At 33.6% G+C, this 24,919-nt stretch carries 25 protein-coding genes and 2 pseudogenes; 12 read left to right on the forward strand and 15 right to left on the reverse strand.

Annotation, left to right across the window (positions count from 1 at the left end; all coding sequences use genetic code 11):
- Window positions 1-318 precede the first annotated feature (318 nt).
- Window positions 319-873, reverse strand: a complete 555-nt coding sequence (locus tag AC07YC_RS17070) for a recombinase family protein (protein ID WP_494920019.1) — start codon at window positions 871-873, stop codon at window positions 319-321.
- Window positions 874-1,188: 315 nt separating this feature from the next.
- On the opposite strand from AC07YC_RS17070, the gene AC07YC_RS17075 reads away from it, so the two are divergent.
- Window positions 1,189-1,647, forward strand: a complete 459-nt coding sequence (locus tag AC07YC_RS17075) for an NUDIX hydrolase (protein ID WP_494920020.1) — start codon at window positions 1,189-1,191, stop codon at window positions 1,645-1,647.
- A 440-nt stretch (window positions 1,648-2,087) separates the two neighbouring features.
- Here AC07YC_RS17075 and AC07YC_RS17080 read toward each other — a convergent pair whose 3' ends face one another.
- On the reverse strand, window positions 2,088-2,612 hold the full coding sequence (locus AC07YC_RS17080) for a carbon monoxide dehydrogenase (RefSeq protein WP_494919952.1): 525 nt from the start codon (window positions 2,610-2,612) through the stop codon (window positions 2,088-2,090).
- 194 nt (window positions 2,613-2,806) lie between these two features.
- Window positions 2,807-3,415, reverse strand: a complete 609-nt coding sequence (locus tag AC07YC_RS17085; protein ID WP_336634856.1) for a YpjP family protein — start codon at window positions 3,413-3,415, stop codon at window positions 2,807-2,809.
- 616 nt (window positions 3,416-4,031) lie between these two features.
- On the opposite strand from AC07YC_RS17085, the pseudogene AC07YC_RS17090 reads away from it, so the two are divergent.
- A pseudogene (locus AC07YC_RS17090) lies at window positions 4,032-4,145 on the forward strand (winged helix-turn-helix transcriptional regulator); the annotation flags it as partial.
- Between the two features lie 70 nt (window positions 4,146-4,215).
- On the opposite strand, the gene AC07YC_RS17095 reads toward AC07YC_RS17090, so the two are convergent.
- The gene (locus AC07YC_RS17095) at window positions 4,216-4,431 is read right to left on the reverse strand and encodes a DUF3955 domain-containing protein (RefSeq protein ID WP_494919953.1); all 216 of its coding nucleotides are present in this window, start codon (window positions 4,429-4,431) and stop codon (window positions 4,216-4,218) included.
- 232 nt (window positions 4,432-4,663) lie between these two features.
- Here AC07YC_RS17095 and AC07YC_RS17100 point away from each other — a divergent pair, with 232 nt between their 5' ends.
- From AC07YC_RS17100 to AC07YC_RS17125, 6 genes are all read left to right on the forward strand, one after another.
- A complete protein-coding gene (locus AC07YC_RS17100; protein ID WP_494919954.1) occupies window positions 4,664-5,107 on the forward strand; it encodes a hypothetical protein in 444 nt (147 codons plus the stop codon).
- 159 nt (window positions 5,108-5,266) lie between these two features.
- Entirely contained in the window at window positions 5,267-6,790 is a 1,524-nt protein-coding gene (locus AC07YC_RS17105; protein WP_494919955.1) for a spore germination protein, read from the forward strand.
- Between the two features lie 27 nt (window positions 6,791-6,817).
- Window positions 6,818-8,005, forward strand: a complete 1,188-nt coding sequence (locus AC07YC_RS17110; protein ID WP_494919956.1) for a Ger(x)C family spore germination protein — start codon at window positions 6,818-6,820, stop codon at window positions 8,003-8,005.
- Window positions 8,006-8,013: 8 nt separating this feature from the next.
- Complete coding sequence (locus tag AC07YC_RS17115) at window positions 8,014-8,259, forward strand: hypothetical protein (protein ID WP_336634861.1); 246 nt, start codon at window positions 8,014-8,016, stop codon at window positions 8,257-8,259.
- A gap of 12 nt (window positions 8,260-8,271) precedes the next feature.
- A complete protein-coding gene (locus tag AC07YC_RS17120) occupies window positions 8,272-9,390 on the forward strand; it encodes a GerAB/ArcD/ProY family transporter (RefSeq protein WP_494919957.1) in 1,119 nt (372 codons plus the stop codon).
- A 413-nt stretch (window positions 9,391-9,803) separates the two neighbouring features.
- The gene (locus AC07YC_RS17125; RefSeq protein ID WP_494919958.1) at window positions 9,804-10,574 is read left to right on the forward strand and encodes a TerC family protein; all 771 of its coding nucleotides are present in this window, start codon (window positions 9,804-9,806) and stop codon (window positions 10,572-10,574) included.
- Between the two features lie 260 nt (window positions 10,575-10,834).
- Here AC07YC_RS17125 and AC07YC_RS17130 read toward each other — a convergent pair whose 3' ends face one another.
- The 5 genes from AC07YC_RS17130 to AC07YC_RS17150 all read right to left on the reverse strand — a co-directional run bounded on the left by AC07YC_RS17130 (window position 10,835) and on the right by AC07YC_RS17150 (window position 15,073).
- Window positions 10,835-11,509 (reverse strand): serine/threonine protein kinase, encoded by a 675-nt coding sequence (locus AC07YC_RS17130; protein ID WP_336634864.1) that lies wholly within the window; start codon window positions 11,507-11,509, stop codon window positions 10,835-10,837.
- 379 nt (window positions 11,510-11,888) lie between these two features.
- Complete coding sequence (locus AC07YC_RS17135; RefSeq protein WP_494919959.1) at window positions 11,889-12,206, reverse strand: hypothetical protein; 318 nt, start codon at window positions 12,204-12,206, stop codon at window positions 11,889-11,891.
- Window positions 12,207-12,444: 238 nt separating this feature from the next.
- Window positions 12,445-13,026 (reverse strand): hypothetical protein, encoded by a 582-nt coding sequence (locus AC07YC_RS17140; protein ID WP_494919960.1) that lies wholly within the window; start codon window positions 13,024-13,026, stop codon window positions 12,445-12,447.
- A 205-nt stretch (window positions 13,027-13,231) separates the two neighbouring features.
- Window positions 13,232-13,984 (reverse strand): class I SAM-dependent methyltransferase, encoded by a 753-nt coding sequence (locus AC07YC_RS17145; protein WP_494919961.1) that lies wholly within the window; start codon window positions 13,982-13,984, stop codon window positions 13,232-13,234.
- A 219-nt stretch (window positions 13,985-14,203) separates the two neighbouring features.
- The gene (locus AC07YC_RS17150) at window positions 14,204-15,073 is read right to left on the reverse strand and encodes a helix-turn-helix domain-containing protein (protein WP_494919962.1); all 870 of its coding nucleotides are present in this window, start codon (window positions 15,071-15,073) and stop codon (window positions 14,204-14,206) included.
- Window positions 15,074-15,767: 694 nt separating this feature from the next.
- On the opposite strand from AC07YC_RS17150, the gene AC07YC_RS17155 reads away from it, so the two are divergent.
- Entirely contained in the window at window positions 15,768-16,310 is a 543-nt protein-coding gene (locus AC07YC_RS17155; RefSeq protein WP_336634868.1) for a sigma-70 family RNA polymerase sigma factor, read from the forward strand.
- Entirely contained in the window at window positions 16,294-16,974 is a 681-nt protein-coding gene (locus AC07YC_RS17160; protein ID WP_336634869.1) for a DUF4179 domain-containing protein, read from the forward strand. Before AC07YC_RS17155 ends, AC07YC_RS17160 begins: the two co-directional genes overlap by 17 nt.
- A gap of 334 nt (window positions 16,975-17,308) precedes the next feature.
- On the opposite strand, the pseudogene AC07YC_RS17165 reads toward AC07YC_RS17160, so the two are convergent.
- The 3 genes and pseudogenes from AC07YC_RS17165 to AC07YC_RS17175 all read right to left on the reverse strand — a co-directional run.
- Window positions 17,309-17,503 (reverse strand): annotated as a pseudogene (locus AC07YC_RS17165) (aminoglycoside phosphotransferase family protein); the annotation flags it as partial.
- 9 nt (window positions 17,504-17,512) lie between these two features.
- On the reverse strand, window positions 17,513-17,905 hold the full coding sequence (locus AC07YC_RS17170) for a glyoxalase superfamily protein (protein WP_494919963.1): 393 nt from the start codon (window positions 17,903-17,905) through the stop codon (window positions 17,513-17,515).
- A gap of 91 nt (window positions 17,906-17,996) precedes the next feature.
- On the reverse strand, window positions 17,997-18,440 hold the full coding sequence (locus AC07YC_RS17175; RefSeq protein ID WP_494919964.1) for an Lrp/AsnC family transcriptional regulator: 444 nt from the start codon (window positions 18,438-18,440) through the stop codon (window positions 17,997-17,999).
- Window positions 18,441-18,679: 239 nt separating this feature from the next.
- Between AC07YC_RS17175 and AC07YC_RS17180 the strand changes: the two genes are divergently transcribed.
- Window positions 18,680-19,891, forward strand: a complete 1,212-nt coding sequence (locus AC07YC_RS17180; RefSeq protein WP_494919965.1) for an MFS transporter — start codon at window positions 18,680-18,682, stop codon at window positions 19,889-19,891.
- A gap of 476 nt (window positions 19,892-20,367) precedes the next feature.
- On the opposite strand, the gene AC07YC_RS17185 is transcribed toward AC07YC_RS17180, so the two are convergent.
- Window positions 20,368-20,991 (reverse strand): flavin reductase family protein, encoded by a 624-nt coding sequence (locus tag AC07YC_RS17185; RefSeq protein ID WP_336634873.1) that lies wholly within the window; start codon window positions 20,989-20,991, stop codon window positions 20,368-20,370.
- 163 nt (window positions 20,992-21,154) lie between these two features.
- Here AC07YC_RS17185 and AC07YC_RS17190 point away from each other — a divergent pair, with 163 nt between their 5' ends.
- Window positions 21,155-21,496: a winged helix-turn-helix transcriptional regulator gene (locus tag AC07YC_RS17190; RefSeq protein WP_051998194.1), complete on the forward strand. Its 342-nt coding sequence runs from the start codon at window positions 21,155-21,157 to the stop codon at window positions 21,494-21,496.
- A gap of 1,161 nt (window positions 21,497-22,657) precedes the next feature.
- Here AC07YC_RS17190 and lpdA read toward each other — a convergent pair.
- On the reverse strand, window positions 22,658-24,052 hold the full coding sequence (gene lpdA / locus AC07YC_RS17195) for a dihydrolipoyl dehydrogenase (protein ID WP_494919966.1): 1,395 nt from the start codon (window positions 24,050-24,052) through the stop codon (window positions 22,658-22,660).
- The gene (locus AC07YC_RS17200; protein ID WP_494919967.1) at window positions 24,039-24,911 is read right to left on the reverse strand and encodes an alpha/beta hydrolase; all 873 of its coding nucleotides are present in this window, start codon (window positions 24,909-24,911) and stop codon (window positions 24,039-24,041) included. The genes lpdA and AC07YC_RS17200 overlap by 14 nt, the downstream gene beginning before the upstream one ends.
- Window positions 24,912-24,919: the final 8 nt, after the last annotated feature.

Here is a 24,919-nt window from a genome sequence, read left to right on the forward strand (position 1 = left end):
ATCATATAAGTTTATTTTACTTAATTAGTAATAAATAAATTTTACAGTATTTATCATTAGAATTTAACTTATTCTATGAATTAGACTATTCTGTCTTGTTAATTTAAGTATAATTCTTCATAATCTAATTCTATTTTTGGGCATAACTCATCAACTGTGTTATTCAACAATCTGGCCCGTTTGTTGAACAAAAAAAACCTGCATGTCAACACAGGATGTTTAATCAAACTTTAATATAAATTATCGAACTTTGTTTTAAATGATCAAATTTTTTTATAAAACTACAACATCAGTTTCCAAGACATCAACCTTTCCGATTTATTGTTTTTCTAAATAACGATAAATCGTAGTACGAGATACACCCCACTTTTCCGCAACATCTTTAATCGGTGTCCCACTTTCAATTAAAGCTTTCATCATTTCAATATCTTTTGATCCATACTTCTCTGGCCGCCCACCAAGTCGCCCACGAGCTTTAGCAGCTGCTCGTCCAGCAGCCGAACGTTCTTCAATCAGATTTCGTTCAAATTCCGCAAACGCTGCGAACAAGTGAAACATCAGTTGTCCTGTTGCATTGCTTTTGTCCATTGTTAGGTTTTCTTGCAGACTATGAAAACCAATACCTCGATCATTTAAGCTGTTAACAATTTGAATCAAATCTTGCATGTTTCGTCCTAATCGGTCCAATCGCCAAACTACAATAGTATCACCTGTACGAGCATACTGAAAAGCTTCCTCTAAACCAGGGCGCAGTTTTTTTGTCCCACTCATTTTGTCATGAAAAATTTTCGTACAACCATACTGAGTTAAAGAATCAAATTGTAAATCTAAATTTTGCAATCCTGTTGACACACGCGCATATCCAATCAACACCAAAAATCACTCATTTCTCATTTTTTCCTTCTTTTTTTATTGTAACATAAGATAATTATTGAATGGTTAATGGACATAGAATAATGAACGGAGTTTTGTTACATTTCAAAAGCAAAAAAACGCCCTTATTGATTTTAAAAGGAGCATGTTCAGAAAAGGACGAGTTTTGGAACAGAAGTTGATTATACAAGATTGTTCTGCAATCGGGCCATATTGTTGAATAAAGAAGTAATTATATAATGCAATTGATATTGTTAAAGACTACAGATAAACTAGAGGGGGAAAATTAAGGAATAAACATAAATGGAGGTTGTTATGGGATACATTATGGATTTAAGAAAAATAGTTGGCAGTCGTCCATTAATTATGGCTGGGGCGTGTGTAATTCTTGTAAATAGTAATAATGAGATATTGTTACAACTTAGAAAAGACAATAATTGTTGGGGGTTAGCTGGTGGTTCTTTGGAAATTGGGGAATCATTAGAACAAGTAGCTAAAAGAGAATTATATGAAGAGACGGGTTTGACTGCAAATATTTTATCATTATTCAATGTCTACTCTGGAGAAGATTTTTACTACAAGTATCCACATGGTGATGAAGTATATAATGTAGTGACAGCTTACATATGTAGGGATTATGAAGGGGTATTAAAAAGAGATGAAAATGAAGTAGAAGAATTAAAGTTCTTTAAATTAACTGAAATTCCATCCAACATTAGTCCACCTGATTTACCAATAATTAAAGAATTTTTACAGAAGTGCTTCTTAAGCTAAAACAGCTAAAAGAGGTTAAGTGTTATCCAATTATAGGGCGCTATTCCAGAGCAACGATAAAAGCCAATTTTCTCAATTTTAATGATGAGAAATTTGGCTTTTTATATTCTACTTATCGTTAGAATAGATGGAAAATGACTCCTAAAGTGACACTTCAAGCTCCTTCAACTGGCGAATCTAAATTTTGATCACGGAAACTAACCCTCACAAAAACCAAATCAATATGTATTGACTCCTTTAATTGAACAACTTTTAACGAACAACTCAATACATTGATATTACAACATTTCGTTTTGTTCAACTAAAGTCTACTTAAAATGAACCGTTCGATACCAATATGCTTCCCCATAAAAATTCAGCAATATTTTGTCCAATAATAAACATGTAGATATTCCTCAAAAAACCAGGTACATAAAGTAGTCCCTGGTTTTTATATAAAACTAAATTGAATTCGCCATTTCAACAAGTAACTCTTTTTTGATGGAATCGGCATATTTATTATGAACGCCAAACATATACTGCAAATTGTTTTTTTCAAAGACAAAGAAATTGTATATTTGATGTTCAAAATAAACTCCCTTACTACCATCTTTGAGTGGATAGCTTTCACCTTCAAAGTCCAATTTATGTTTTAAAGACCGAATGTCAATTTTAAATAAATTCTCCTTTATATCTTTATCTACAAAAATTAAGTTTAAAGTGGTATTTAAATTATAATCAGAATCTATATAAAATTTGCCGAATTTGTGTGCAAATGAAATGGTAGGAGGAATTGTAGGTAACTTTACTTCAGTATTATAGTATTTTTCAAACTCGTTAACAGCATTTTCTAGGGGCTTATATCCTCCCTCTGAATATTTATCCTCCACAGAAGGCGATTGAGTATTTGCATAAACATTAACACTAAAGGTAAAAATAAAAATGCAACTAATTATAAATAAATTATTACAAACTTTTTTAACCATTTTGCTACACTCCAAATCTTAGGAAATCTAAAAATGATGATTCTGGGGTACAATTTGGGGTACATACTATTCCTTACCCCTCCCTTCACCCTTCCGTGTTAAATCTAATAATTTAATGAGCTACAACAAACACTGATATATCAACGTTTTACAACAAAAAAACACCCGTATTCAATACGAGTGTTTCGGATATTCTATGACAACCACTTCGGTGGTGTGTTTTTTTCCCAATAAATATCGCCAAGGTTATAGTGTGCCATGAAGTTGTCCTCGACGCTGTGATAGTGGAAGTTGTAATAATAGCCTTCCTGCGGTCTTTTTTCAGTACGTACGTGGAAGCGGATGACATCTGATCCTGTGTCATTGTTGATGACATTGAAAATTTTCTCACCATAATTACCACTTGGTCTTTCAGAGATGGTTAAAGATGCTAAGGATTGCTCGTCCAAACTAGCGACCGTCATGGCAATCGCCTCCTCCATTTTTGGGAAGATGATGTTGTCAAATTCATGGCTAATTTTAGGACCAATTTTTGTACCAAACTTTATGTATGATTGCTCTCTCGCTGCATCCATAAGCAAGGCATTATAATCAATTGCTTCCTCTTGGATATGAAGCTGCTCGTCACTACTATAATCAGGCTCAGCAGCTAGAGCTGTGCTTGTCCCTGATGCAGGACCGATAGATGCACGATTCGAAGGATTTTGATCGAATGCTTCCCATATTTCATGCGTTGGCGTAATTAAACCAAATGTTAAAAACGCAACCATTATGACAATACTTTTTTTAACCCACGTTTTCATTCAGTATCACCTACTCTTTATGTACAAATTGGTAATTCTCCTATTATTATATACGTTCTCGCCATTAAAAGGTTTCATATTTCTATAATTCATTGTACAATATTTATGAATAATGTGTCGGTTTTTTAAAGGAGGTACAAAGCATGAGCATCGTAATGGGTATTGGACTTTTATTAATGTTAGGTTACTTATCATCTTTATGTTTCACGGACTAATTTTTTTTATTTTGCATTATGCACCCTACAACGCCCCCAAAGCCTGTTACATACGGCTTTTAGGGGTTTTTTATTTTTTCTTTAACTTGCATAGTAACGCAAAACAATGCATGGAGTTGGGGCTAATTTTGAAACTATATTGGGGCTAATTGGGACTAAAAAATTACTTGGCAGCGTGTTAAGCAAAAACATTAAAATTAATTACGAATATTATCACAATGAAAAGTAGACATACTATTGCTAATATAAACGGCTTTTTAAATCAATTAAAGGATTCCAACTTTTCTATATTTCTTGCTGAAAAGAAGGCTCCTAGCATTAACCGAGTATAATCTAGTAAGCTAATATCCATATAAACTCCTATAACATTCATCAAATTTTTTTCTTCCTCTACTTGGGGATTTGAAGAAGTACCACCCAAAGTAGAATATTCACTAACTGAATTCCGTCGAACACTTGAACCAATCATAAAACTTATGAGAGATTGGGGAGAGCAGTATAATTTGAAAAAATAATATTTTATTTGAGTAAAATAAATATTAAAAACAACCAGGTCTCTTATGTATGACCTGGTTGTTTTATCGATTATTTAACGTATTGTGTCTTTTTATTAAACGAAATTAGTGCTACACCTACTACACATATAAATCCAATAAATATCAATAAAAATCCTATTGGAATAAGAAAGAATGGTTCTTCTAATGTACCATCAGGTGCTACATTACTCCCTTTCACCATAAAGATTAAAAAACTAAGTACGCCTAATAAGATTGGCATTGATGCAATAATATATTTTTTCATAACCTATTCCCTCTATCCTAAATATTTTTATGTAAAAAGGTTTAATTCCTCCACTGCATCTTTCTACAACTTGCTGTAACCAGCATAAACCCACAACATATTCTAAGTCAATTATTTTTTATCGATAAACAATAAATTTTTATTCTAATTCAACCAATATCAAATTGACATTTTAAAATTCTAACTATAAAATGACCATAATCTCTAGTGATAATTTGGAAGGGTGATTTGTATGAACTATGAAGATTTTATGCAATGGAAAGGTTATTTGTTTTTAGATAATATAGTAGAGCTAGGGACAAACTCTTTGAGAGTTTCTATTTCTAAAGCTTCCGTTAGCTCTGAAAGCGAGGATATAAGTTTTGAGGAATATACTATAAATGATGTCTATCCTATTGAAATTGACAAAACATTACCGGTCATACATATAGAATTCGATTCATATGTAGCCTATACTGTTTTTGACGAATCATTTCATTTTGTAAATCAAGAAGATGCTTTCTTGGGTAATTCAGTACGTCTTTTTACAAAATCAATTTATTTAGATTTCATACGTAAAGGAACTATAGCTCTCGATATATATTCCTACAAGGAGCTATTCCATTACCAGATTGTTTGTTTAGACCATATAATTGATATTGTTTCATTTGATAAACCTACTATTTTAAACAAATAAAGTTTTTAAAACAGTCAACGAAATTTGTTGTCTGTTTTTTATTTCTATTAAAAACAAATGGACAATTCTATTAAATTCTTCTTCTATTCAATAAACAAAGTATAATCTCTCTATCTTTTGCATATTCTATTAATTAGAAAACTAAAGGAGGACCTTGTAGTGAGCAATTCAGAAATTGATAATCTCATAAAAAGTAAAATAGTTAATTCTCTTTCTACATCTCTCCTAAAAAATATCAAAACTATTAAAAACTCACTAGGCAACAGCAATGATATTATTATCCGAGAATTTTTGATTGGTAAACCGATCAAGGTCACAATAGCTATTATTTATACGGATGGTCTAGCTGATAATACCTCGATTACGGACTTTTTATTAGAGTCTATTATTTCTGATTTTGAGGTGACGTCTGAAACTACAGTACAAGATATTGCACTACGATTAAGGACATATTGCTTGACTGTCGGAAGTATAAAAGATGTCTCAGATTTTCCTTCTCTGTATAACGCTATTCTGAGTGGAGAAACCATTCTATTAATAAATGGACTTGCATTAGGTATTTCTACTAGTACTAGAAGTTCCAAAGATAGAGCAATTACAGAGCCAGCAACGGAAGCTGTAATTAGAGGACCTCGAGAATCTTTTACGGAAACATTACGAACCAATACCGCTTTAATCAGACGTAAAATTAAAAGTCCAAATCTTTGGATAAAGTCAAGAGTTATTGGTGAAGTTACTCAAACTGAAATAGCTGTTATGTATATTAATGGTATAGCAAATGAGAAGATAGTTAAGGAAGTACTGAATAGATTAGATCGCATTGACATTGATGGGATTTTAGAGAGTGGCTATATCGAACAATTAATTCAAGACTCTGAGTTTACTTTATTCCCTACTGTTTATAATTCTGAACGACCAGATGTAATAGCTGGAGAATTACTAGAAGGGAAGATAGCTATTTTAGTAGATGGTACGCCATTTGTTTTAATTGTACCTGCATTATTCACATCTTTTTTGCAATCTGCAGAAGATTATTATCAGAATGCAATTGTCAGTTCGTTTATTCGACTTATTCGATTTTTAGGTATTAGCCTTGCATTAGTTGCCCCTTCTCTCTATATTTCTCTAACGACTTTTCATCAGGAAATGATTCCAACACCGCTACTTATTAGTATATATGCACAACGAGAAGGTGTTCCATTTCCAGCATTTGTCGAAGCTTTAATAATGGAAATTGCATTTGAAGTTTTAAGAGAAGCAGGTTTAAGGATGCCTAGAATGATTGGGCCCGCAATTTCTATAGTCGGAACACTAATTATTGGTCAAGCAGCTGTTGAGGCGGGAATTGTTTCTGCTGCAATGGTCATTATTGTAGCCTTGACAGCCATTTGTAGTTTTCTTTTTCCAGCGTATGGCCTATCTAACTCTATTCGTATTTTACGTTTCCCATTAATGGTGTTAGCAGCGATGTTCGGACTGTTTGGCATATTTATAGGTCTAATGCTTTTAATTATTCATCTATGTAGTTTACGTTCCTTTGGTGTTCCGTATATGAGCCCATTCGCACCTTTAATACCAAAAGATCAAAAAGATGCTTTAATTATTTTCCCTCGAGGTTCCTTACTCACACGTCCAAGATTGATTAGCCAAATTAATAATATAAGAGGCCGTAAAAATAGGTAATAAATAACTGTTAAATGAGGTTACCTTATGAAAAAGAAAACAATCATTATTTCATTGATCTTTCTAATGTTAATTTTAAGCGGCTGTTGGAGCAAACGTGAATTAAGTGAATTGGCTCTAGTTGCTGCATTCGGCATAGACTACATTGATGATGAATTTGCCATTTCAGTACAGGTTATTGATCCTAGTCAAGTCTCTTCTAAACAGCCATCAGGTGGAAAATCTCCTGTAGTTACCTATCATGCTAATGGAAAAACTGTATTTGAAGCTGTTAGAAAAATATTAGCCTTATCTCCTAGAAAGTTATATTTTGCACATTTACAATTAGTTGTTATTGGAGAAGAATTAGCTAAAAACGGATTGCGCGATACCGTTGATTTTCTAGCAAGGGATCAAGAGATACGAAATGATTTTACGCTTATTGTATCTCAGCAAGCTACTGCAAAGGATGTCCTAAATGTTTTGACTCCTATAGAAAAAGTCCCTGCAAACAGGATGTTAAATTCACTTAAAGTTACACAGGATGCATGGGGCTCCACTTTAGACGTCGATATAGAAGATCTAGTAACAGATTTAGGAGTAAGTAATCAATATTTTGTTTTATCAGCAATTGAAGTACTTGGTGATAAAAGTTTAGGAATTGATCAAACAAATGTTGACAGAATTGAAACGCCTGTAAAATTGAAGTTTACTGGTCTCGCCATTTTTAATGAGGATAAATTAGTAGGCTATATGGATGAATATGATAGTAAAAGTTTTAATTACTTAAATGATAAAATTAAATCCACAATTGAAATTATCTCTTGTCCTTCAGATGGGGAGTTAACTACCGAAATAACTCAATCTAACACTAAAACAAAAGGAATAATTAAAGACGGTAAACCTACAATAAACGTTAGCATCGACATTGTTCAAAATGTCGCAGAGGTTAAATGTGATATTGACTTAACAGAACTAAAAACGATTGATTGGATTAATCGTCAAACGGAAGAACACATTAAGAAAAATCTTGATAAAGTGCTGAATACGCTTCAAGAGAATTATCGAGCAGATATACTTGGTTATGGAGAAGCGATTCACCGAACAGATCCTAAATTCTGGAAGAATATTAAAAACGACTGGGAAGAGATATATCCTGGGGTGGAAGTAAATGTAAAAGTTAATGCCAATACACAAGGTTTAGGAACTTTGCAAAACTCTAAATTAAAGGAGTAAAAAACGATATGTTAATTGCCCTGGGCATATTAATCATTTCAATTGCTGTTGTTGTAATTGAACTTCCTAAATTAAAAAAAGGCGGTTCAAAGCTAACTTGGGCATTCTCTATTTTATTAGTCATAGGAACATCTTTAAATATTGCTATAAGTTTAAATGTCTTCATAGTTAGCCCATTAGACGGTATTATGTATATTTTTGAACCTATCAGTAACTTTCTAATAGAATCATTGTTAAATAAAAATAACTTATAAGAGGCATTTATTATGGAAAAACAATTGATAAGCTCCCGTCAATTCACAATAATTGTTATTCTCTATACCACTGGAACAGGAATATTAATAATACCCGCAAGCATAGCTTTAGAAGTACAACAAGATGCTTGGATTGTAGCAATCATAGGTACTCTATTAAGCTTACTTTTAATAAAGCTATATATCACTTTATCAAAAAAAATGGAAAACCTTTCTATTATAGAAGTAACTGAAAGGTTTTTAGGAAGCTTTGTTGGAAAATTTGTTTCTCTAGGATTTGTGCTGTTAACACTTCTGTCGTCAGGTGAATTATTATACTTCATTGGCAATTTCCTACAAACCGAGGTAATGCCCGAAACACCGCCAGTAGTATTTGCCATACTTTTTAACTTTATTATTTTATTTGCAGCATATCAAGGTATAGAAGTTTTTGCCCGTACTTTGGAAATACTTTTTCCCATTTTTTTATTCATATTTATTATTTTTTTGTTCTTCGTTTCTCCGCAAATTGATTTCAAACATGTACAACCTGTTTTCGAAGTAACCATTCCACCATTAATATATAGTATTTTACATTTCATGGGTTTGTTTTCTTTCCCGTTAATTGTTCTATTAATGATTTTTCCTTCTGCTGTTAATAGCCTTCAATCTGGTAAAAAGGGCTTTTATATCGGTACATTAGTGGGTGGATTTATTATAACTGCTTTTATTGCATTATCAATTTTAGTATTGGGAGTAACCAATACATCTTTAAGAACATTCCCAAGTTATACATTGGCTCAAAAAATTTCTGTCGGAAACTTTTTACAACGCATAGAAATTATAATGGCTTTTATGTGGATGGTCACAATATTTGTAAGAGCATTTATCTATTTCTATGCTTCTTTAATCGGTGTAAGTCAACTGCTTAAAATAAAGGATCATAGACCATTAATTTTACCACTTGGCATGATTACCATAGCTCTTTCTCAGATTGTTCATGCGAACATCATTCATTCTGATAAATACAACCAGCAAACTTGGCCCCTTGCTATAGCTATCTTTGCTATTTTATTACCACTATTATTGCTATTCGTAGCTAAATTCAAAAGATTAAAAGAAAAAGGTATTGATAGCACTATTAATGAATAATACATCATCTGAAATTATGAAAGCCTCCTACAATGGGAGGCTTTTTCATCATGTACTTATTTATTTACTGTACTTAAGGTTGGCAAGTGTATTAATCTATTGTAATCTTCTCTACTTTTCTTCAAAATCCGTCTGTTTTCATAGAATTTTCAAATTTAGAATAAAAAGAAATTTTATTTGTACTAATTCATTTGTATTTTTTACTATTCGTTAACACACACTTATATCACGATTCACTTATAGTTTTTCAATACGAAATTCCAATACAAGAACTACATTTTTAAGGGAATATTTCAAGGTTGTCCGATAGAATCGAACTTTATGAATACCTGGTTGGATATTTTCCTGTAATCGGTATTTATAGATACTTTTATCTGTCAATATTTTTAATAAAGATTGGGGATTTATATTACATGGAGTCAATATGGTTAGAGTATGCCTGGGCATTACTAATTCTAATAGGTTTAGAAGGGTTGTTATCGGCAGACAATGCTTTAGTACTTGCAGTTATTGCCAAGCATTTACCAGAAGAACAGAAAAAAAGAGCTATTAATTACGGAATCATTTTGGCTTTCATTTTCAGATTTGCTGCACTTTTTGCGATTTCCTTTATTGCAAATGTATGGCAGATCCAAGCAATAGGAGCAGCATATCTTCTTTATCTGGGACTAAAACATGTTATAAAGGCACTGTTTGGAAAAAATAATATTCATAAGGTCGAGGAAAAGGAAGTCGCGGGTAAAGGCTTTGGTCCAACTGTTGGGAAGATTGCTTTAGCGGACCTAGCTTTTGCAATCGATTCAATACTTGCTGCAGTTGCACTAGCTCTTGGGCTTCCTGATTCCCCCCTAGATGATTTTGGAGGCATGGATGGAGGGCAATTTATTATTGTTGTTATTGGAGGAATTGCAGGACTAGTCCTAATCAAATTCGCAGCAACTTGGTTTGTACAACTACTTGAAAAACGTCCAGCTTTAGAAACAACAGCATATGCAATAGTTGCATGGGTTGGTGTCAAACTATCGATAATAACTCTTGCCCACGAGGATATAGGCGTTTTAGATCCTCATTTCCCTCATAATACTTCTTGGACTTTGATTTTCTATGGAGTATTAGTAGGTATTGCCCTAATTGGATGGTTTGCACCTAGCAATAAGTCAAAGCCAAATGGAGATACGTTATAAATTAACTTATCGTTTGAGCATTTTTTCTTTAATAGAAGATTAGCTGTTTAAAAAGAATTTATATTTACGATAGTATTTTAAAGTATTTTTGTTACCTCTTGGGGCATTTCTTCAAAAAGAGGTAATTCACTCTTTAAAGAGACACAAACATAACTGTAGTAAATTGATATACTCTCACCCTCTTAGTGTGTGAGTAACGTTATTGACCAATATGAAATAATCTCGTAAGAGGTTAGCTTCTTATTAAACTATCTATAAGTTCAATTATTTTTTAACAGAAGTTTTAAAATATTTTTTGTAAACTCTTCATATGACGTATTCTTTCCACGCTGGTTATACCACTTTCGAATCGTTTCTACTAACCAAAACGGCACAGAATTTCCATCTATTAAATGATAGTATTGCTCATATCCTTTTTTTAAATGCTCCCATCGATGATCATTACCTTGTAGTGTGTATTCAGAGACATCAATTATTTTTGCCCTTCCGTTTTGTAATAAAATATTTTTCAAATGAATATCACGAGGGTTAAGTCCCTTCTTCCGAACATATTCTCTTGCTTCCTCCACTTCATTTACAACTTGTTTTGGAATATGAATACCCTGAAGAATGCAGTCAAAGAGCGTTTTTCCTTCTTCGTAACTTAAAACCAGATATTCGTCGTATGAAGCAAAACATGTTGAAAAGTAGGGTGATTCTTCTAATACTTGATAAACAGTTGCTTCAACTTTTACTTTGTGTACTTTGTCTTTGGCATATATTTTAAATGCATAAGCCGGGGCGGAAAGAGACTGAAAAACAGCCGCATCTGTACCAACACCTATACACTTCAAATCATCACCTTCACCACATATGGTTACCGGCTCGTTATTTGGATTTGAAAAAACTTTTATTTTAGAAAGAGGGCCTATAGCTTTGTCCCAGTCGTTTTCCATATCATCTCTCCCATCATTTGCATTGAAGAAAACTACAATTTCTAATTTTTTTAGTAGGGATTCAATAACGCTTTTAACACCACTCAGTTTATACATTGATCTTTAACTAACATCCTTTAAAGATTAGGTGGTACTATCTTCCTCTTCCTTCTTTTTTCACCACTTTCTAAATATCAAACTTAAATCCCAAGTTCTTTACACTTTCTCTTTAATTTTAATACGTTGGGAACTATTATAAGTTCCAACATACATTTCTCCTTATGGAAGTATACTGATTCGTTAGCTGTAGAAGAACCAGTTCTCCTCTCTTCCCCCTCCATCAGTAACCTTTACCCTTGACTACCTTCATTAAAAACCTGCAAAGCGATTTGATGTGGCTCTATTGTTTTTTTAATACTGTCAAATCAAGTGGTTCATCAGTTTTCACAATAGAACAAATTGTTCTCTGTGGAGCGATAGACTGCTCCATATTAGCCCATAATCTTTTGTCGATTTCAAAACACAGAATATAATCATCTGCTACAAAATTTATACTATTAAGCTGTGGAGCAAATTTCTCATAATGATTTATTATATAGTCTGCACCTAGCTCTAATGAAATAAAAGCCTTGAATAATCTTAAAGATTCAAGTCGTTCTAAACTAAACCCTATAATAGAATCAAAAAAAATTAAACCTGAAAATATTAACCCTTTCAACCAATCAGTATAAAAACGCATCCTTCTTTATTGTCAATGATCTGCTCGAGGAAATTTTCATCTTCTTCATTAAAGAGTCTTCTTCAACAATATGGCCTAAAAGGAAAAAACGCGTTCCTAAATAAACGCGCCCTTTAATGGAATAACTAAAATATGAGCTTATTACTTAAATCGCATATAGCTTATTGAACTAACGTTTCCGTTAGTTCAACAAGACGAACACACCCCCTTTGCTATTTCACCTAAAATTTTTTTCTTTATCATCAGTGTTAATTGTATGATTGAGCTTTGGCATATACGTACTTCCACCTGCTAGCATTTCCTTTGTTTCAACATCATAAATTGCATAATTACCTCTAAATTCCTTTTTTGTGTCTTTAAAGGAATAAAAGAAATAAACTTGCCTATCGGGGCTAACAGTCTGATGATAGCTAATATCTATACCAGGGTACGTACGAAGAATATTTCCATCAAAAGTTATATAATTTAATTTTTCTACCTCATTGAACATTAATTTTTTTCTAACATTTACAGATGCATCAGGCATTTCTTTAAAAAGAACAGTATTCAAATGCCTTTGCTGTTGCTTTGGCTTCTGCTTGTATGTTTGATAAACCTCCTGATGTATAGGGTACTTTAGATCTCTTAATGCCTGGTAAAATTCATCTACAGTTTCTTCAGCAACTTTTTCCTTATTTGCAGGATGTACATATTCATTTTTATCTGTTTGTGTCTGTGAATAAACAGGACTTCCTAAAAACGTAGAAAAACAGAACAAAAATATAAAAACAAACGAAATAATTAAGAATGGATTCTTCATTTAGATTACTCCCTTTTTAGAAGTAAAGTACCCAAAATGTTCTTTTACTATCCTGCTTCGTTAGTTAGTGAGAAACGTCGCTACCATACTCTATATTTCAACAATACTATCCAATTTTATTAAAAACGTTCCTCAACAATCTGGCCCTTTTGCATGAAGAAAGACGCTTTCCTTATTTCAGAAAAGCGCCCGATTGTGGTAAATGTTAATAGATATTATTTCGTTTTTTTGACTTAATAACAATAAAAGATGGTCTACGCTTTTCATTTATTGATTCCGGCATTTTCTCTATTCCTGTCAAAGTTGATTCTGGTTCAATCATCTTATCCAGCGAAAACCCGTGTTCAATCAAAGTATTTACTAAGGTAGAAATGGTTCTGTGATAAATAACCACACTATATTCACCAAACCAGTCGTGTTCTCTGATTCCTTCTTCTTGGTAATTATCTAATGCCCAGTGTAATTTATGACCATCCTCAGTTTTTATCCAGTGATCGCTTCCCTTTCGAGCTGTTGCTATCGGATGTACAGCTGAGAAGATAAATTCTCCGCTGTTATTTAACATACTATTAATTTTTTGAATCAATGCTGGGTAATTTTCAACGTAATGTAAAGAGAGCGAACTTATGATTAGATCAAATTTTTGTTTGGTTAGTCCCAAATCCTCCATAGGTAGACACATAAATTCTATGTTGTTATCTCGGTATAACTTTTTAGCCCGTTCAATCATATTCTTTGAGATGTCTACACCTATTACGTTTTTCGCACCGTTTTCTATACAATACTTTGAAAAATGACCATCACCGCAACCTAAGTCTAATACTGATTTCCCTTTCAAATGCGGAATCAATGATTTGATTGCTGGCTGTTCTATGAAGTCATTAGCGGTAATTTCACTTTCGCGCAAGGCTGTGTAAATTTTGAAAAAATTTGGATTGTCGTAAATATTTTGTTTCACTTAACTCCCTCCTTGGTTAAGGATACCATAGTTGTGTTTTACAAAAAAATGGCCCGTTGCGGTATAGTTAAGCAATATTTTCACCAAAACTTTAAGTAATGAACAAGCGTGTTAATTCCTACAAACTTTACAGCCATAATTGCAATTATAACTAAAATACTTAATAATACCCCTGTAGCTTTTTTACCAGAATTAGCCATGTTATCACCCTTCCTTAAATCATATTTCTTCGTCAAACGATAAATTTATTGGCTCGTCCAGCAGTTCACCATGCACCTCTAAATTAGTTGTTGGAATACTTTCATTCACTTCTTCAAAAGCAAATTGATCTGCCCATACAGTTCCTTGTCCAGACAGAATGATACCAAACGAAATAACAGCACTTTGGGTTGGAACATCTAAAATAATAGAATAATGGTTCCAGTTTGTTGTTCCTTTAATGGGGCGATTACTCATATTATCAAATTGAAGAACATCTTCCATTGTGTCGTCTACTCGCATCCACATCCCAGCGTACGTATCTACCTCTTCCGTACGGATGAAACAAGAGAGTCTAATGCGCTTTCCAACAAACTGATTAGCCTTAAATGTTTGCATCATGGTAGCGAATTCAGTTGAATCTAACACTGTTTGGGATTTTAAATAACCTGATGCTTTCCCCTGATGAACAACTTCATGGTCAATTCCCATTTCGTAATTAAATGGATTTAATCCACTTAAAAACCAACCTTTCACCTTTGTATCCATATTTGTTTCCTCCTTAATTTTAATCACGTCTGACATCATTCTGCGATATTTGCCAGGTGGTAGCTTATAAATCTCTTTAAATGCTCTTGTAAATGATTCTTGTGATTCAAACTGATAATATAATGCGATATCAAGAATGCGTTCACTGGTGTAAAGTAAGGTGGAAGAAGCATTAGCCAATCTTCTTAACCGAATATATTCAGTTACTGTCATGCCAATCGTGGATTGGAATATTCGATGAAAGTGATACTTTGAAAAATATGATTGTGCTGCTATATTTTGCAAAGTAAGTGGTTCATGTAGGTTTTCTTCCACATACAAAATGATTTTCTTAATTATCATTTCATGGTTATACAACAAAGGCACCTCCTTTAAATATAGGATATCAAGGTTCTTCATTCGTTTTTTGATATATCTTGCGAAGTAATCGCTGCATCCTAAAAATCATTAAAAAGAGGTTGATGTAATATCAACCTCTTTTTATATCTGCAACAATCTGGCCCTTTTCATGAATAAAGACGCATTCCTTATTACAGAAAAGCGCCCGATTGTAGAATAAGAAAAAAACCTTTATATATCAACCAAGGATTTTTCTAATCAAGCTTTATGACAAATTTTCAATTTTTATTTTAATAATCGCATTTTGTTTCAAATGATCAACCTTTTTTATAAAACTACATTTATCAACTGCATCCTTGTTTAAAAAATGTTTTACTAATCCAAATCCAATTGTTTTTTTATTGAATAAATAGTGTTCCTAGCAAAACCTGTTTCTCGATGAATATTCACTACTGATTCATTTTGAATTAATAATTGGACCCCTACATTTAGATAAGACGTCCATTTCCTTTGCTTCAGCATGATATTTTCTAGGCTTCCCTTTGAAAGCTCCACGCTCTTTTGCAATAGCGATGCCTTATGACTGTGCAGGTGACGGCGCACGCCCGAGTCACTTACTTTATTTTTAAAAAAATTTTTTCAAAGTGAAACTTTTTCATAGAATTATTGACTCTAAGTATCGAAAGGAGGGAACAGCGTGGAACATGACTTATCAATCGTAAAACAGGCTATTGCAGGTAATAAAGAATCGTTTGAACAGCTACTCATATTAGAGGAAGAAAAATTATTTTATACTGCTCTTTCTTATGTTGGTCAAAAAGAGGATGCACTAGATGCAATTCAAGAAGCAGCATGTAAAGCCTATCTAACTGTTCATCAGCTAAAGCATCCAGAATTTTTTTCTACATGGCTGTTTCGAATTTTAATACATGAGTGCTACCGATTACTTAAGAAAGGGCAGAAAATCATGCCCTATGAAGAAAGTGAATTAGTAAATCGTTTACAGGAGCAAGAAAATGTTATGGCGTATCCAATCGATTTATCGGATGCTATACAGCATTTAAATCATTCACAGCAAATGGCTATCATTTTATTTTATTATCACGATTTACCGATTAAAGACATTGCAGAAGTAATGGAAAAGCCAGTTAGTACTATTAAAACGTATTTACATCGTGGAAAAAAACAATTAAAGCGAGAATTAGAAAGGAGTGAAACATTTAATGAAAAAGCTATTTAATGAAAACGGACCCCTTCCAGAATTCCCTAGAGATGAGGTGCGATCAGCAATTACCAAAGGAATCAAACAAGCAGAGGAGCAAACACAAATGACTCAAACCCCTATTCAAATGAAAAGAAAAAGCAAACGTAAACTATTATTATATCTAGCAAGTACTGCAGCAGCATTTAGTATTATAGTTGGTTCGGCCGCTTATGTCTCACCAACATTCGCGAATACATTATCACAGCTACCAATTGTCGGTTCAGTATTCAGTAACTATGATTTTCTCGGGCTAAAACAAGCTAGTGAACAAGGGTTAACAAGCTTTATTGGAGAAAAGCAAACAATCAACGGTATATCTGTAACGATAGACGAAGTCCTTTATGACGAATCTAATATTTCGGTTGGATTTACAATTGATTCTGAAAAGGAATTAAGTATTGATTACTTCGGTGCAGGACTAAGCTTTACTATTAACGGTGCAAACCCTGAAGTGAATTATGAACGCTACGGTACAGTAGGTAGTCATACAGGTGTTGCAAGATTTCGTGTAAAGGACCAAATGCCGGATTCCTTTGAAATGGGCTTAATCTTAGAAAGTAAAAAAGGAGAGAAATGGGAATTTACGGTTCCTGTTAAAAAGGTCACAGATCCTCATTATGTTCCGGTTAAACGTAAGTAGCAATCAGAGGGCATTCAAATGGTCTAAAATTTCATTAAGTTCTACAGGTATTGCAGCTTTGTGATAAAGATGGATTAACAAATAGCTCTTAATCCTAATCTAATAGCAACATCAAAAACTCCATTTTGAAAAAAGATTAATCAAAATGGAGTTACTCGCTTTAGATAAGTATGAGATTTTTATAAAAAAGTTTGATCATTTTTCAGCTATGTTGTTCCACAATTGCGCTTAATGAAAGATCTTTATGCACACATACGCTTCGAAATCAATGCGTAAACTTGCCTTTAATAAAATATAAACATTTCCATTGCTTTTAATTAAGTTTATTTTGGGATTATTCTAATTCATAGTCCTGTTCGATTATTTTAATTACATTATAGGATGCTTCTGCTATTACTTTGTTAGAATTTATATTAGAATTGTAAGTAATTAAAGCCTTCCAAAGCCCACCTCTTGCTCGATTCGAAGTGCCTTCATCCATATTTAATGTATTCTTGAATACTTTTCTACTTGTATCATCAAAATAAGTCACCCAATGTTATTTTTGAAGGTTCTCAAAAAAGACAATTCTATTTCCAAATGGGTCTCCAATGCAAACTTCCTGAGAATTCCAAGGGGTTGTTTTGATGCCAGGACGCGTATATTTGTATTTCTTTGATATAAGGTTTGAATGGAGTAACTCTAGGTTTTCTACTTCAATTCTTATAGCACTTCCTGGACAGCAATCTCCATGATGTTCTGAAAGATGAATAATACAATTTCCATAAGAAATTTGCATGTATAAAGGTAGATCATCCTCAAATCGATGTTCCCAATCCAATGTAAACCCCAAAAATGTTAAATAAAATTCTTTCGCTTTCTCCTCATTAAAAATACGGAATATTGGTATGGTGCTTTTCATAAATATTTCAGATGTACTCATTACATACATCACCTTTCCTTAATCATGTTTCCTATTAAACTTTACATAAATAACTGTATCTAGATGATTCTTTTAATAAATGGTTATAAAAATTATATTATTAATTTTCAACACTTAAATTTGGTATCAACGGCTTGTCTTCAATAGGTGATGATAAGGAAATCAATGTAGTTGAATCACCATACTTCATACTAGCATTTTCAAATAATTCGAGTTCCTTTGTTGAATTTACTACTACTTTAATCAAATAATTGTATTCCCCGCTAATTCGATGACATTCTACTACTTGTGAAGCCTGCTTGCAATAATCAACGAAATTATTGCACTTTGTGGTACGGAAAAGGACAAAAGCAACAATGGATTTCCCAACTTTCTCATTCGATACTTTAGCTCTGTAGCTTTTTATCACGCCTTGTTCCTCTAGTCTTTTTACCCTCTCTGTTATTGCTGGTTGAGATAATCCTATAAGTTTTCCGAGTGCAGTCATTGACAACCGAGCATCTGATTGTAAATGCATTAATATATCTCCATCAATACTATCCATTTAAGCACCCCTTCATATAATATACTATACTAATATTTACCAGTTAATAGCTATTTTAACTAATCAAATTGTAAGACGAATATGATCCCCTAATCATTATATTATACTTCAAATGTAATATCCCTAAAATACATTGATTTTATAGGTAAATATGAAATTATTCCTTTAATATCAAATGTAAAATCTAAAATACAATTTGTATAATTAATCCTATCAACTAATCAGGGGGCCTTTTATAAATGGATTATAATATTGATTTAGATAACCAAAATGAAAAACCATATGAAATACCATCAGAACGTCTTCCTTGGGCAGGTTTAATTGCACTAGCTATGGCTGGGTTCATATGTATCCTTACCGAAACTATACCAGCTGGTTTATTAATAGAGATAAGTGAAGGACTCGATGTGTCAGAATCTCTTGCAGGTCAACTAGTTACAGCTTATGCCCTTGGTTCACTAATTGCAGCTATTCCAATAACAACTGCAACACAAGGGTGGCACAGGAAGCCCTTACTGCTTTTATGTATTATTGGGTTCCTTGTATTCAATACTATTACAGCCTTATCTTCTAGTTTGACCTTAACTATAATAGCTCGCTTCTTTGCGGGTGTAACCGCTGGAGTCCTGTGGGGAATGACCGCTGGATATGCACGACTAATGGCACCAGAGTCACTTAAGGGAAGAGCAATGGCAGTAGCCATGATTGGTACTCCTCTTGCATTAGCTTTTGGTGTTCCTGTAGGGACATTTCTCGGTTCCCTTGTTGGCTGGAGATTTGTCTTCGGAATAATGTCACTCTTAGCCTTATTTTTGATTTTATGGATTATCTGGAAAATCCCAGACTATCCTGGGCAAACATCTGAGAAGCGAATGACACTTCTGGAAGTTTTCAGTACCCCTGGAGTTCGCCCAATTTTGTTTGTTGTATTAGTTTGGATACTTTCTCATAACATACTTTATACTTATATTGCCCCATACCTTTCCGAAGCAGGTCTTGCTCAACGAGTTGATTTGGTTTTACTAGTTTTCGGTATTGCATCTTTAGTTGGAATCTGGGTTGTAGGTATATTCATTGAGCGTAGACTACGTACTTTAGTTTTAATGAGTCTAGCCGGATTTGGGTTAGCATCATTAGCACTAGGTATCGGAATTAGTCATCCTATTATCATTTATATTGCAGTAACTTTATGGGGCTTAACCTTTGGAGGAGCAGCAACACTGACGCAAACAGCAATAGCAGACAATGCTAAAAAAGGGGCGGATATTGCCCAATCTATGTTAGTTACTGTTTGGAATCTCGCTATTGGTGGAGGGAGTGCAATTGGAGCAATTCTGATAGAATCATTTGATGTGGGTTCTTTTCCAGGGGTAATGTTTATCCTCATTCTTCTTGGATTCCTAATAGCTTTTCGTGCAAATGTTTATGGGTTTCCTCAAAAAACTCAATGATTTTGTAAAGAATGTAGTCAGCCTCCTTAGAAAAATTTATCTAAGGAGGTTCTATTATTTGATATTTGCTAAATCATATACCATGTCGCTCAAGGTAGAAGTTGATCTTTTATCGCTATTTCAAAGACTTTCTCTATCTTTTTAATGTGCCTACTTCTATAGTTTCTGCAACTATTCTGCGTCTTTACTTAAGTACATTTTTTCACAATATCTTTGGTTTAAAGATTAATCGGTTATTCAAGAATATGGCCCTTTAAATGAAAAAGACGCGTTCCTAAATAAACGCGCCCGATTGAAGAGCAAAAAAGCCATAGTTAGTTGGAAGATCTAAAGGAGTTAAGATTGATTAACTCCTTTTATATCTCCAAAAGTAATTTTCATATTGGGAGCCTATAATAAAGTGGTATCCGAGCTAAAAACTTGTGAAAACAAGTTTTAGTAATTCAAAATAGAACCCTCTCAGCTAACAAAATGATTTATGTACCTTTTTGCCCGTATGAAAATGAGGGCATCAGTCCAGCAAAGTCTCCTGCCAAACTAGCGAGCGGCTTCCACTTATCGATAGCTATTTTATAGTTTCCTGCATATATTGCTTCATCTATTTGGATACATTCAACTTTTCCTAGCACTAGATAATCTCCACCGATAGGGATAATTTGATCTAACTTAAGTTCTATTGAGATTGGTGCTTCTCGGACTGCCGGTACATTCAAAACTTTACCGTTCTGGACAGTTACTCCTGCAAGTTCAAACTCATTTTTCTCAGCTTCTACACTTGCTGATGTACGATACATCGCTTCTCCAAGCTGCTCAGGTACCATATTAATTATATATTCCTTAACTTCACGAATGTTCGTTAACGTATCCTTAATACTTCCCATTCGTTCATTAACACCTGGTCCTATTGAAATCAAAAGTGTTGGTGGATTTCTAGATGCTACAGTAAAAAAGCTAAATGGTGCTAAATTTAAAATGCCGTCCTTACTTTTTGATGAAACCCATGCAATCGGTCTAGGTATCACAGAGCCAATTAACAATTTATACATCTCATCCTCTCTCAAATCAATTGTATTAAATATTAGTTTCTGTTCTTTAGACATCTATTCATTCTCCTTCAACTTATTTGATTAAGTAATATGTCCACTTTATAATTGAATTATTATTGACTTCTGAAATACTCATAATTCCATTCCAAATTATAAACTTGAATACAAATAAAACTAGTATGCACTTTTTTGTTAGGTACTTACTTAAAGGAGAGTGATGTTATTGCCTCAATTAGGTAATAATTCCATAAGTTGCAACATTCAAAGACCCTTTGACTTCACATTATCGTTAATCGGTGGCAAGTGGAAAATGAAAATAATGTATGAATTATCTTCCGATACGATATTACGTTATGGAGAGTTAAAGCAGAAAATTCCAACTATCACACACAAAATGTTAAGTTCTCAGTTAAAAGAACTAGAGAACTCTGGAATTGTTCACAGAAAAGAATACCCTCAAATTCCCCCAAAAGTGGAATACTCCTTAACACCAAAAGGAAAGAGTTTAATGCCAATATTAGAGGAAATGTGCAAATGGGGCGTAAAAAATCAAATATGAGAATCTTATAAGAGGTAAAAGCGTAGCACTATCCCGAGTGAAAATTGAATGAACTTTGCCGATATTGTTTTCCATTTATGAAATGCAGAGAGCGTGGAAATCGAGCAAGAGAAGTCCGTGCAGGTTATAACCTTCTACGTCACAGAATCACCTATGTTTTAACAAAAGATCAAGATAACTTGTTTATCTTGATCTTATAAATTTCAATTACTGTAAATTCATACTTTTGTATTAAATATAATTAGTGGTTATCTTCCATATATTAGCCTGAAGGATAAAGCAAGAAAATCAAGCCCTTAACACCTTAATGAAATCAATTAAGTAATAACTATTAACTCAATTAAAAAATTGCTAAGTGGTGTAGAATATAGAATTTATACATTAAAAAAGCTGCAGCGTCGAAAGAACAGGTATGGTTATTGGTGTGATTGGATGAAATATACTTCACTTTCCGCATTTTGTTGGTGGGGCCCCTATTACCATCAAGCTAAAACGCAATTTTGGGGCTTTATTGCGAAAAAAATATTTATGTTTTGGGATGACCTTTTTTCTTCGGTTGTTGGCAAAATGGTGCTACCCAAAATCACAAAATTCTCCTTCAAAAAAAGAAAGGAGCCTACGCCCTTTCTTTTGTAATTCAATTGTACTTCTTCAGCATCCAAAATTCCTTCTGAATCAAAAACTTCCAAATTGATTCGGAGGGTTTGGTGAACTTTGGAAATACCTCTGCTGCTACAATACCTTTAGCACGTTATATTGAAATACGTAAAGGAAAGTAAAAAAGGGGGATCGGGTTCTTATGTACGGATTTGGAAATGGCTTAGTTCACGCAGGACAACTTTTAGAAATAAATTTTGATGAGTAAGCTTAGATCTGAAGGAATACAAGACTACAAGTATAAATTTAAGTAGAGTTATAAGTATTAAAGATAGAAAATTCGAGAATTAAATATAACAATCAAAACTAGTTATTCAGCAATCGGGCGTTTTAATGGAACAACGAAATAGCCTAATTTCTTAATTTTAATAAGAAATTAGGTTTTTGTATTTACAAAGTGCAAAATAACTCTTAGAGTAACAGATTATTTTTTCAGAACAAACTTTTTTTGTTCAATTAGCAGGAATATTAGAATCGTTGATAAAACTTTCTATTAAAGCAAAATTATGCTTTCACAACATGAATTAGCCTCCCCATAATTACCTCAGCAGCTTCCATTGTCATTTCACCTAAAGTTGGGTGTGCATGAATTGTTAATGCTACATCTTCTGCAGTCATACCCGCTTCGATCGCAAGACTCAATTCAGCAATCATATCGGATGCACCAGTACCAACAATTTGAGCACCGATTAATATTCCATCATTTTTACGTACAACAAGTTTCACAAAACCTTCTGCTGCATTTAAAGCTAATGCACGACCATTTATTGCGAATGGGAATTTCGCCATTTTCACCTCAATACCTTCAGCTTTTGCTTGCTCTTCATTGTAACCAACAGTTGCAAGTTCTGGATCAGTGAAACATACAGCTGGGATCGCTAAGTAATCTACTATTGATTTTTCACCAGCAATTGCTTCTGCAGCTACTTTACCTTCATAAGATGCTTTATGGGCAAGTTGTGGACCAGATACGATATCACCAATGGCATAAATGTTTGGTACTGAAGTACGACATTGTTTGTCTACTTTTAGTAAGCCTCGTTCTGCGAATTCAATGCCTATTGCTTCAAGACCCATTTCATCTGTATTTGGGAGACGACCTACAGTTACTAATACATAGTTAGCTTCAACTGTTTTTTCTTCTCCGTCAGCTTCATACGTCACCACTACGCCTTTTTCATTTTCTACCACACCTTTAGCTGATGAGCCAACAACCACTTCTACGCCTTTTTTCTTCAAGCCTTTTTTCACAACTTGTGTCATTTGCTTTTCGAATCCAGCTAAAATGTCTTTGCCCCCTTCAATGATTGTTACTTGAGAGCCTAAGTTAGCGTAAGCAGAACCTAGCTCAGTGCCGATGTAACCCCCACCAATGACAACTAATTTTTCTGGTACTTCCGGTAAAGAAAGTGCATCAGTTGAGTTGATGACGCGCTTAGTAAATTTGAATGTTGGAATTTCAACCGGTCGAGACCCTGTTGCAAGGATAGCATTTTTGAATGAGTAAGTTTGTGCCTTGTCGCCATCTATTACACGCACAGTGTTTGCATCTATGAAATATGCTTCACCTTTCACAATGTCAATCTTGTTGCCTTTTAATAGACTTTCAACACCGCCGACTAATTTAGAAACTACGCCTTTTTTGAATTCTTGCACTTTTGTCCAGTCAAGTTTTACTTCTTGTGCGGCAACACCCATATCATCTGAATGCTTTGCTTGCTCAAAACGGTGACCTACTGAAATCAGCACTTTTGATGGGATACAGCCGACATTTGAGCAAACTCCTCCTAAATACTCTCGCTCTACAATTGTTACGTTTTGCTTCATTTGTGAAGCACGGATAGCTGCTACGTATCCTCCTGGACCTGCACCAATCACAAGTGTATCAATATACTTCATCTATTATTTCCCCCTTATTACTTGTTATAAAATGAAAAACATTATCCCAAAAAAATTCATCTTTCACGCAATTATTGTGACCTTTTGTTTCAACTATAATTACTTGTTTAAAATTGCTATCTTTTATTAAGACATCCACATTTGAAATCGGAACTTTTTTGTCCTTAATTGAGTGTATGGCAAGAGCTGGAGACTGTTGTTTTTTTAATATATTTTCTAGACACCATTCTCTTCTTGCCTTTAAAAAAACACCTCCCCGTAATAAAAACCAACTGACAAAAAGCCAACCAAATGGAATATACGGTATTTTTACTTTTTCTGCCATTGATTGGCTAATACTTTTTAATGATGTAGGCATTGAATCGGTAATAAGGGCTTGTAACCTCAAATCTATAGAATTCACAATACTTGCGGCAATCCCCCCCATTGAATGTCCTAAAACATAGATTGCATTACTATTAATATCAGGTCTCATGCATACATAATCTATCGTCGATGTTATACTTTGAACAAATGATGCAATACTTACTTGTTTTTGTTTTGACTCACTTTGCCCATGACCAATAACATCCACAATTATTACGTCATAACCGTTAGCTAATAAGGGATCGACATACCGCAACATGTCTGATTTATTAGAGCTCCACCCGTGAATTAATAGAAAACAACCTCTAGCCTGCTCACTTTTAATAAGCCATCCTCGAATTGTCCCAATGCCGAGTACTATTTCAATGTTTTCATAAGTCGAATTCGGATATTTTTTACACTCTTTCATTTTCGGTGTAAAAATAAAAAAAATGATATATCTCCTTAGAAAGAGAATAATTGCTATGAAAGCAACGAATAAGAAATATTTCATAAAAACAC

This window comes from Lysinibacillus sp. GW247-5R2A (assembly GCF_059424475.1).

Bases quoted from the DNA above. Each gene is read 5' to 3' on its own strand.
- AC07YC_RS17075 (WP_494920020.1), top strand. From the start codon at position 1,189: ATGGGATACATTATGGATTTAAGAAAAATAGTTGGCAGTCGTCCATTA.
- AC07YC_RS17080 (WP_494919952.1), bottom strand. From the start codon at position 2,612: ATGGTTAAAAAAGTTTGTAATAATTTATTTATAATTAGTTGCATTTTT.
- AC07YC_RS17085 (WP_336634856.1), bottom strand. From the start codon at position 3,415: ATGAAAACGTGGGTTAAAAAAAGTATTGTCATAATGGTTGCGTTTTTA.
- AC07YC_RS17095 (WP_494919953.1), bottom strand. From the start codon at position 4,431: ATGAAAAAATATATTATTGCATCAATGCCAATCTTATTAGGCGTACTT.
- AC07YC_RS17100 (WP_494919954.1), top strand. From the start codon at position 4,664: ATGAACTATGAAGATTTTATGCAATGGAAAGGTTATTTGTTTTTAGAT.
- AC07YC_RS17110 (WP_494919956.1), top strand. From the start codon at position 6,818: ATGAAAAAGAAAACAATCATTATTTCATTGATCTTTCTAATGTTAATT.
- AC07YC_RS17115 (WP_336634861.1), top strand. From the start codon at position 8,014: ATGTTAATTGCCCTGGGCATATTAATCATTTCAATTGCTGTTGTTGTA.
- AC07YC_RS17120 (WP_494919957.1), top strand. From the start codon at position 8,272: ATGGAAAAACAATTGATAAGCTCCCGTCAATTCACAATAATTGTTATT.
- AC07YC_RS17125 (WP_494919958.1), top strand. From the start codon at position 9,804: ATGGAGTCAATATGGTTAGAGTATGCCTGGGCATTACTAATTCTAATA.
- AC07YC_RS17130 (WP_336634864.1), bottom strand. From the start codon at position 11,509: ATGGAAAACGACTGGGACAAAGCTATAGGCCCTCTTTCTAAAATAAAA.
- AC07YC_RS17140 (WP_494919960.1), bottom strand. From the start codon at position 13,026: ATGAAGAATCCATTCTTAATTATTTCGTTTGTTTTTATATTTTTGTTC.
- AC07YC_RS17150 (WP_494919962.1), bottom strand. From the start codon at position 15,073: ATGATAATTAAGAAAATCATTTTGTATGTGGAAGAAAACCTACATGAA.
- AC07YC_RS17160 (WP_336634869.1), top strand. From the start codon at position 16,294: ATGAAAAAGCTATTTAATGAAAACGGACCCCTTCCAGAATTCCCTAGA.
- AC07YC_RS17170 (WP_494919963.1), bottom strand. From the start codon at position 17,905: ATGTATGTAATGAGTACATCTGAAATATTTATGAAAAGCACCATACCA.
- AC07YC_RS17175 (WP_494919964.1), bottom strand. From the start codon at position 18,440: ATGGATAGTATTGATGGAGATATATTAATGCATTTACAATCAGATGCT.
- AC07YC_RS17180 (WP_494919965.1), top strand. From the start codon at position 18,680: ATGGATTATAATATTGATTTAGATAACCAAAATGAAAAACCATATGAA.
- AC07YC_RS17185 (WP_336634873.1), bottom strand. From the start codon at position 20,991: ATGTCTAAAGAACAGAAACTAATATTTAATACAATTGATTTGAGAGAG.
- AC07YC_RS17190 (WP_051998194.1), top strand. From the start codon at position 21,155: ATGTTATTGCCTCAATTAGGTAATAATTCCATAAGTTGCAACATTCAA.
- lpdA (WP_494919966.1), bottom strand. From the start codon at position 24,052: ATGAAGTATATTGATACACTTGTGATTGGTGCAGGTCCAGGAGGATAC.
- AC07YC_RS17200 (WP_494919967.1), bottom strand. From the start codon at position 24,911: ATGAAATATTTCTTATTCGTTGCTTTCATAGCAATTATTCTCTTTCTA.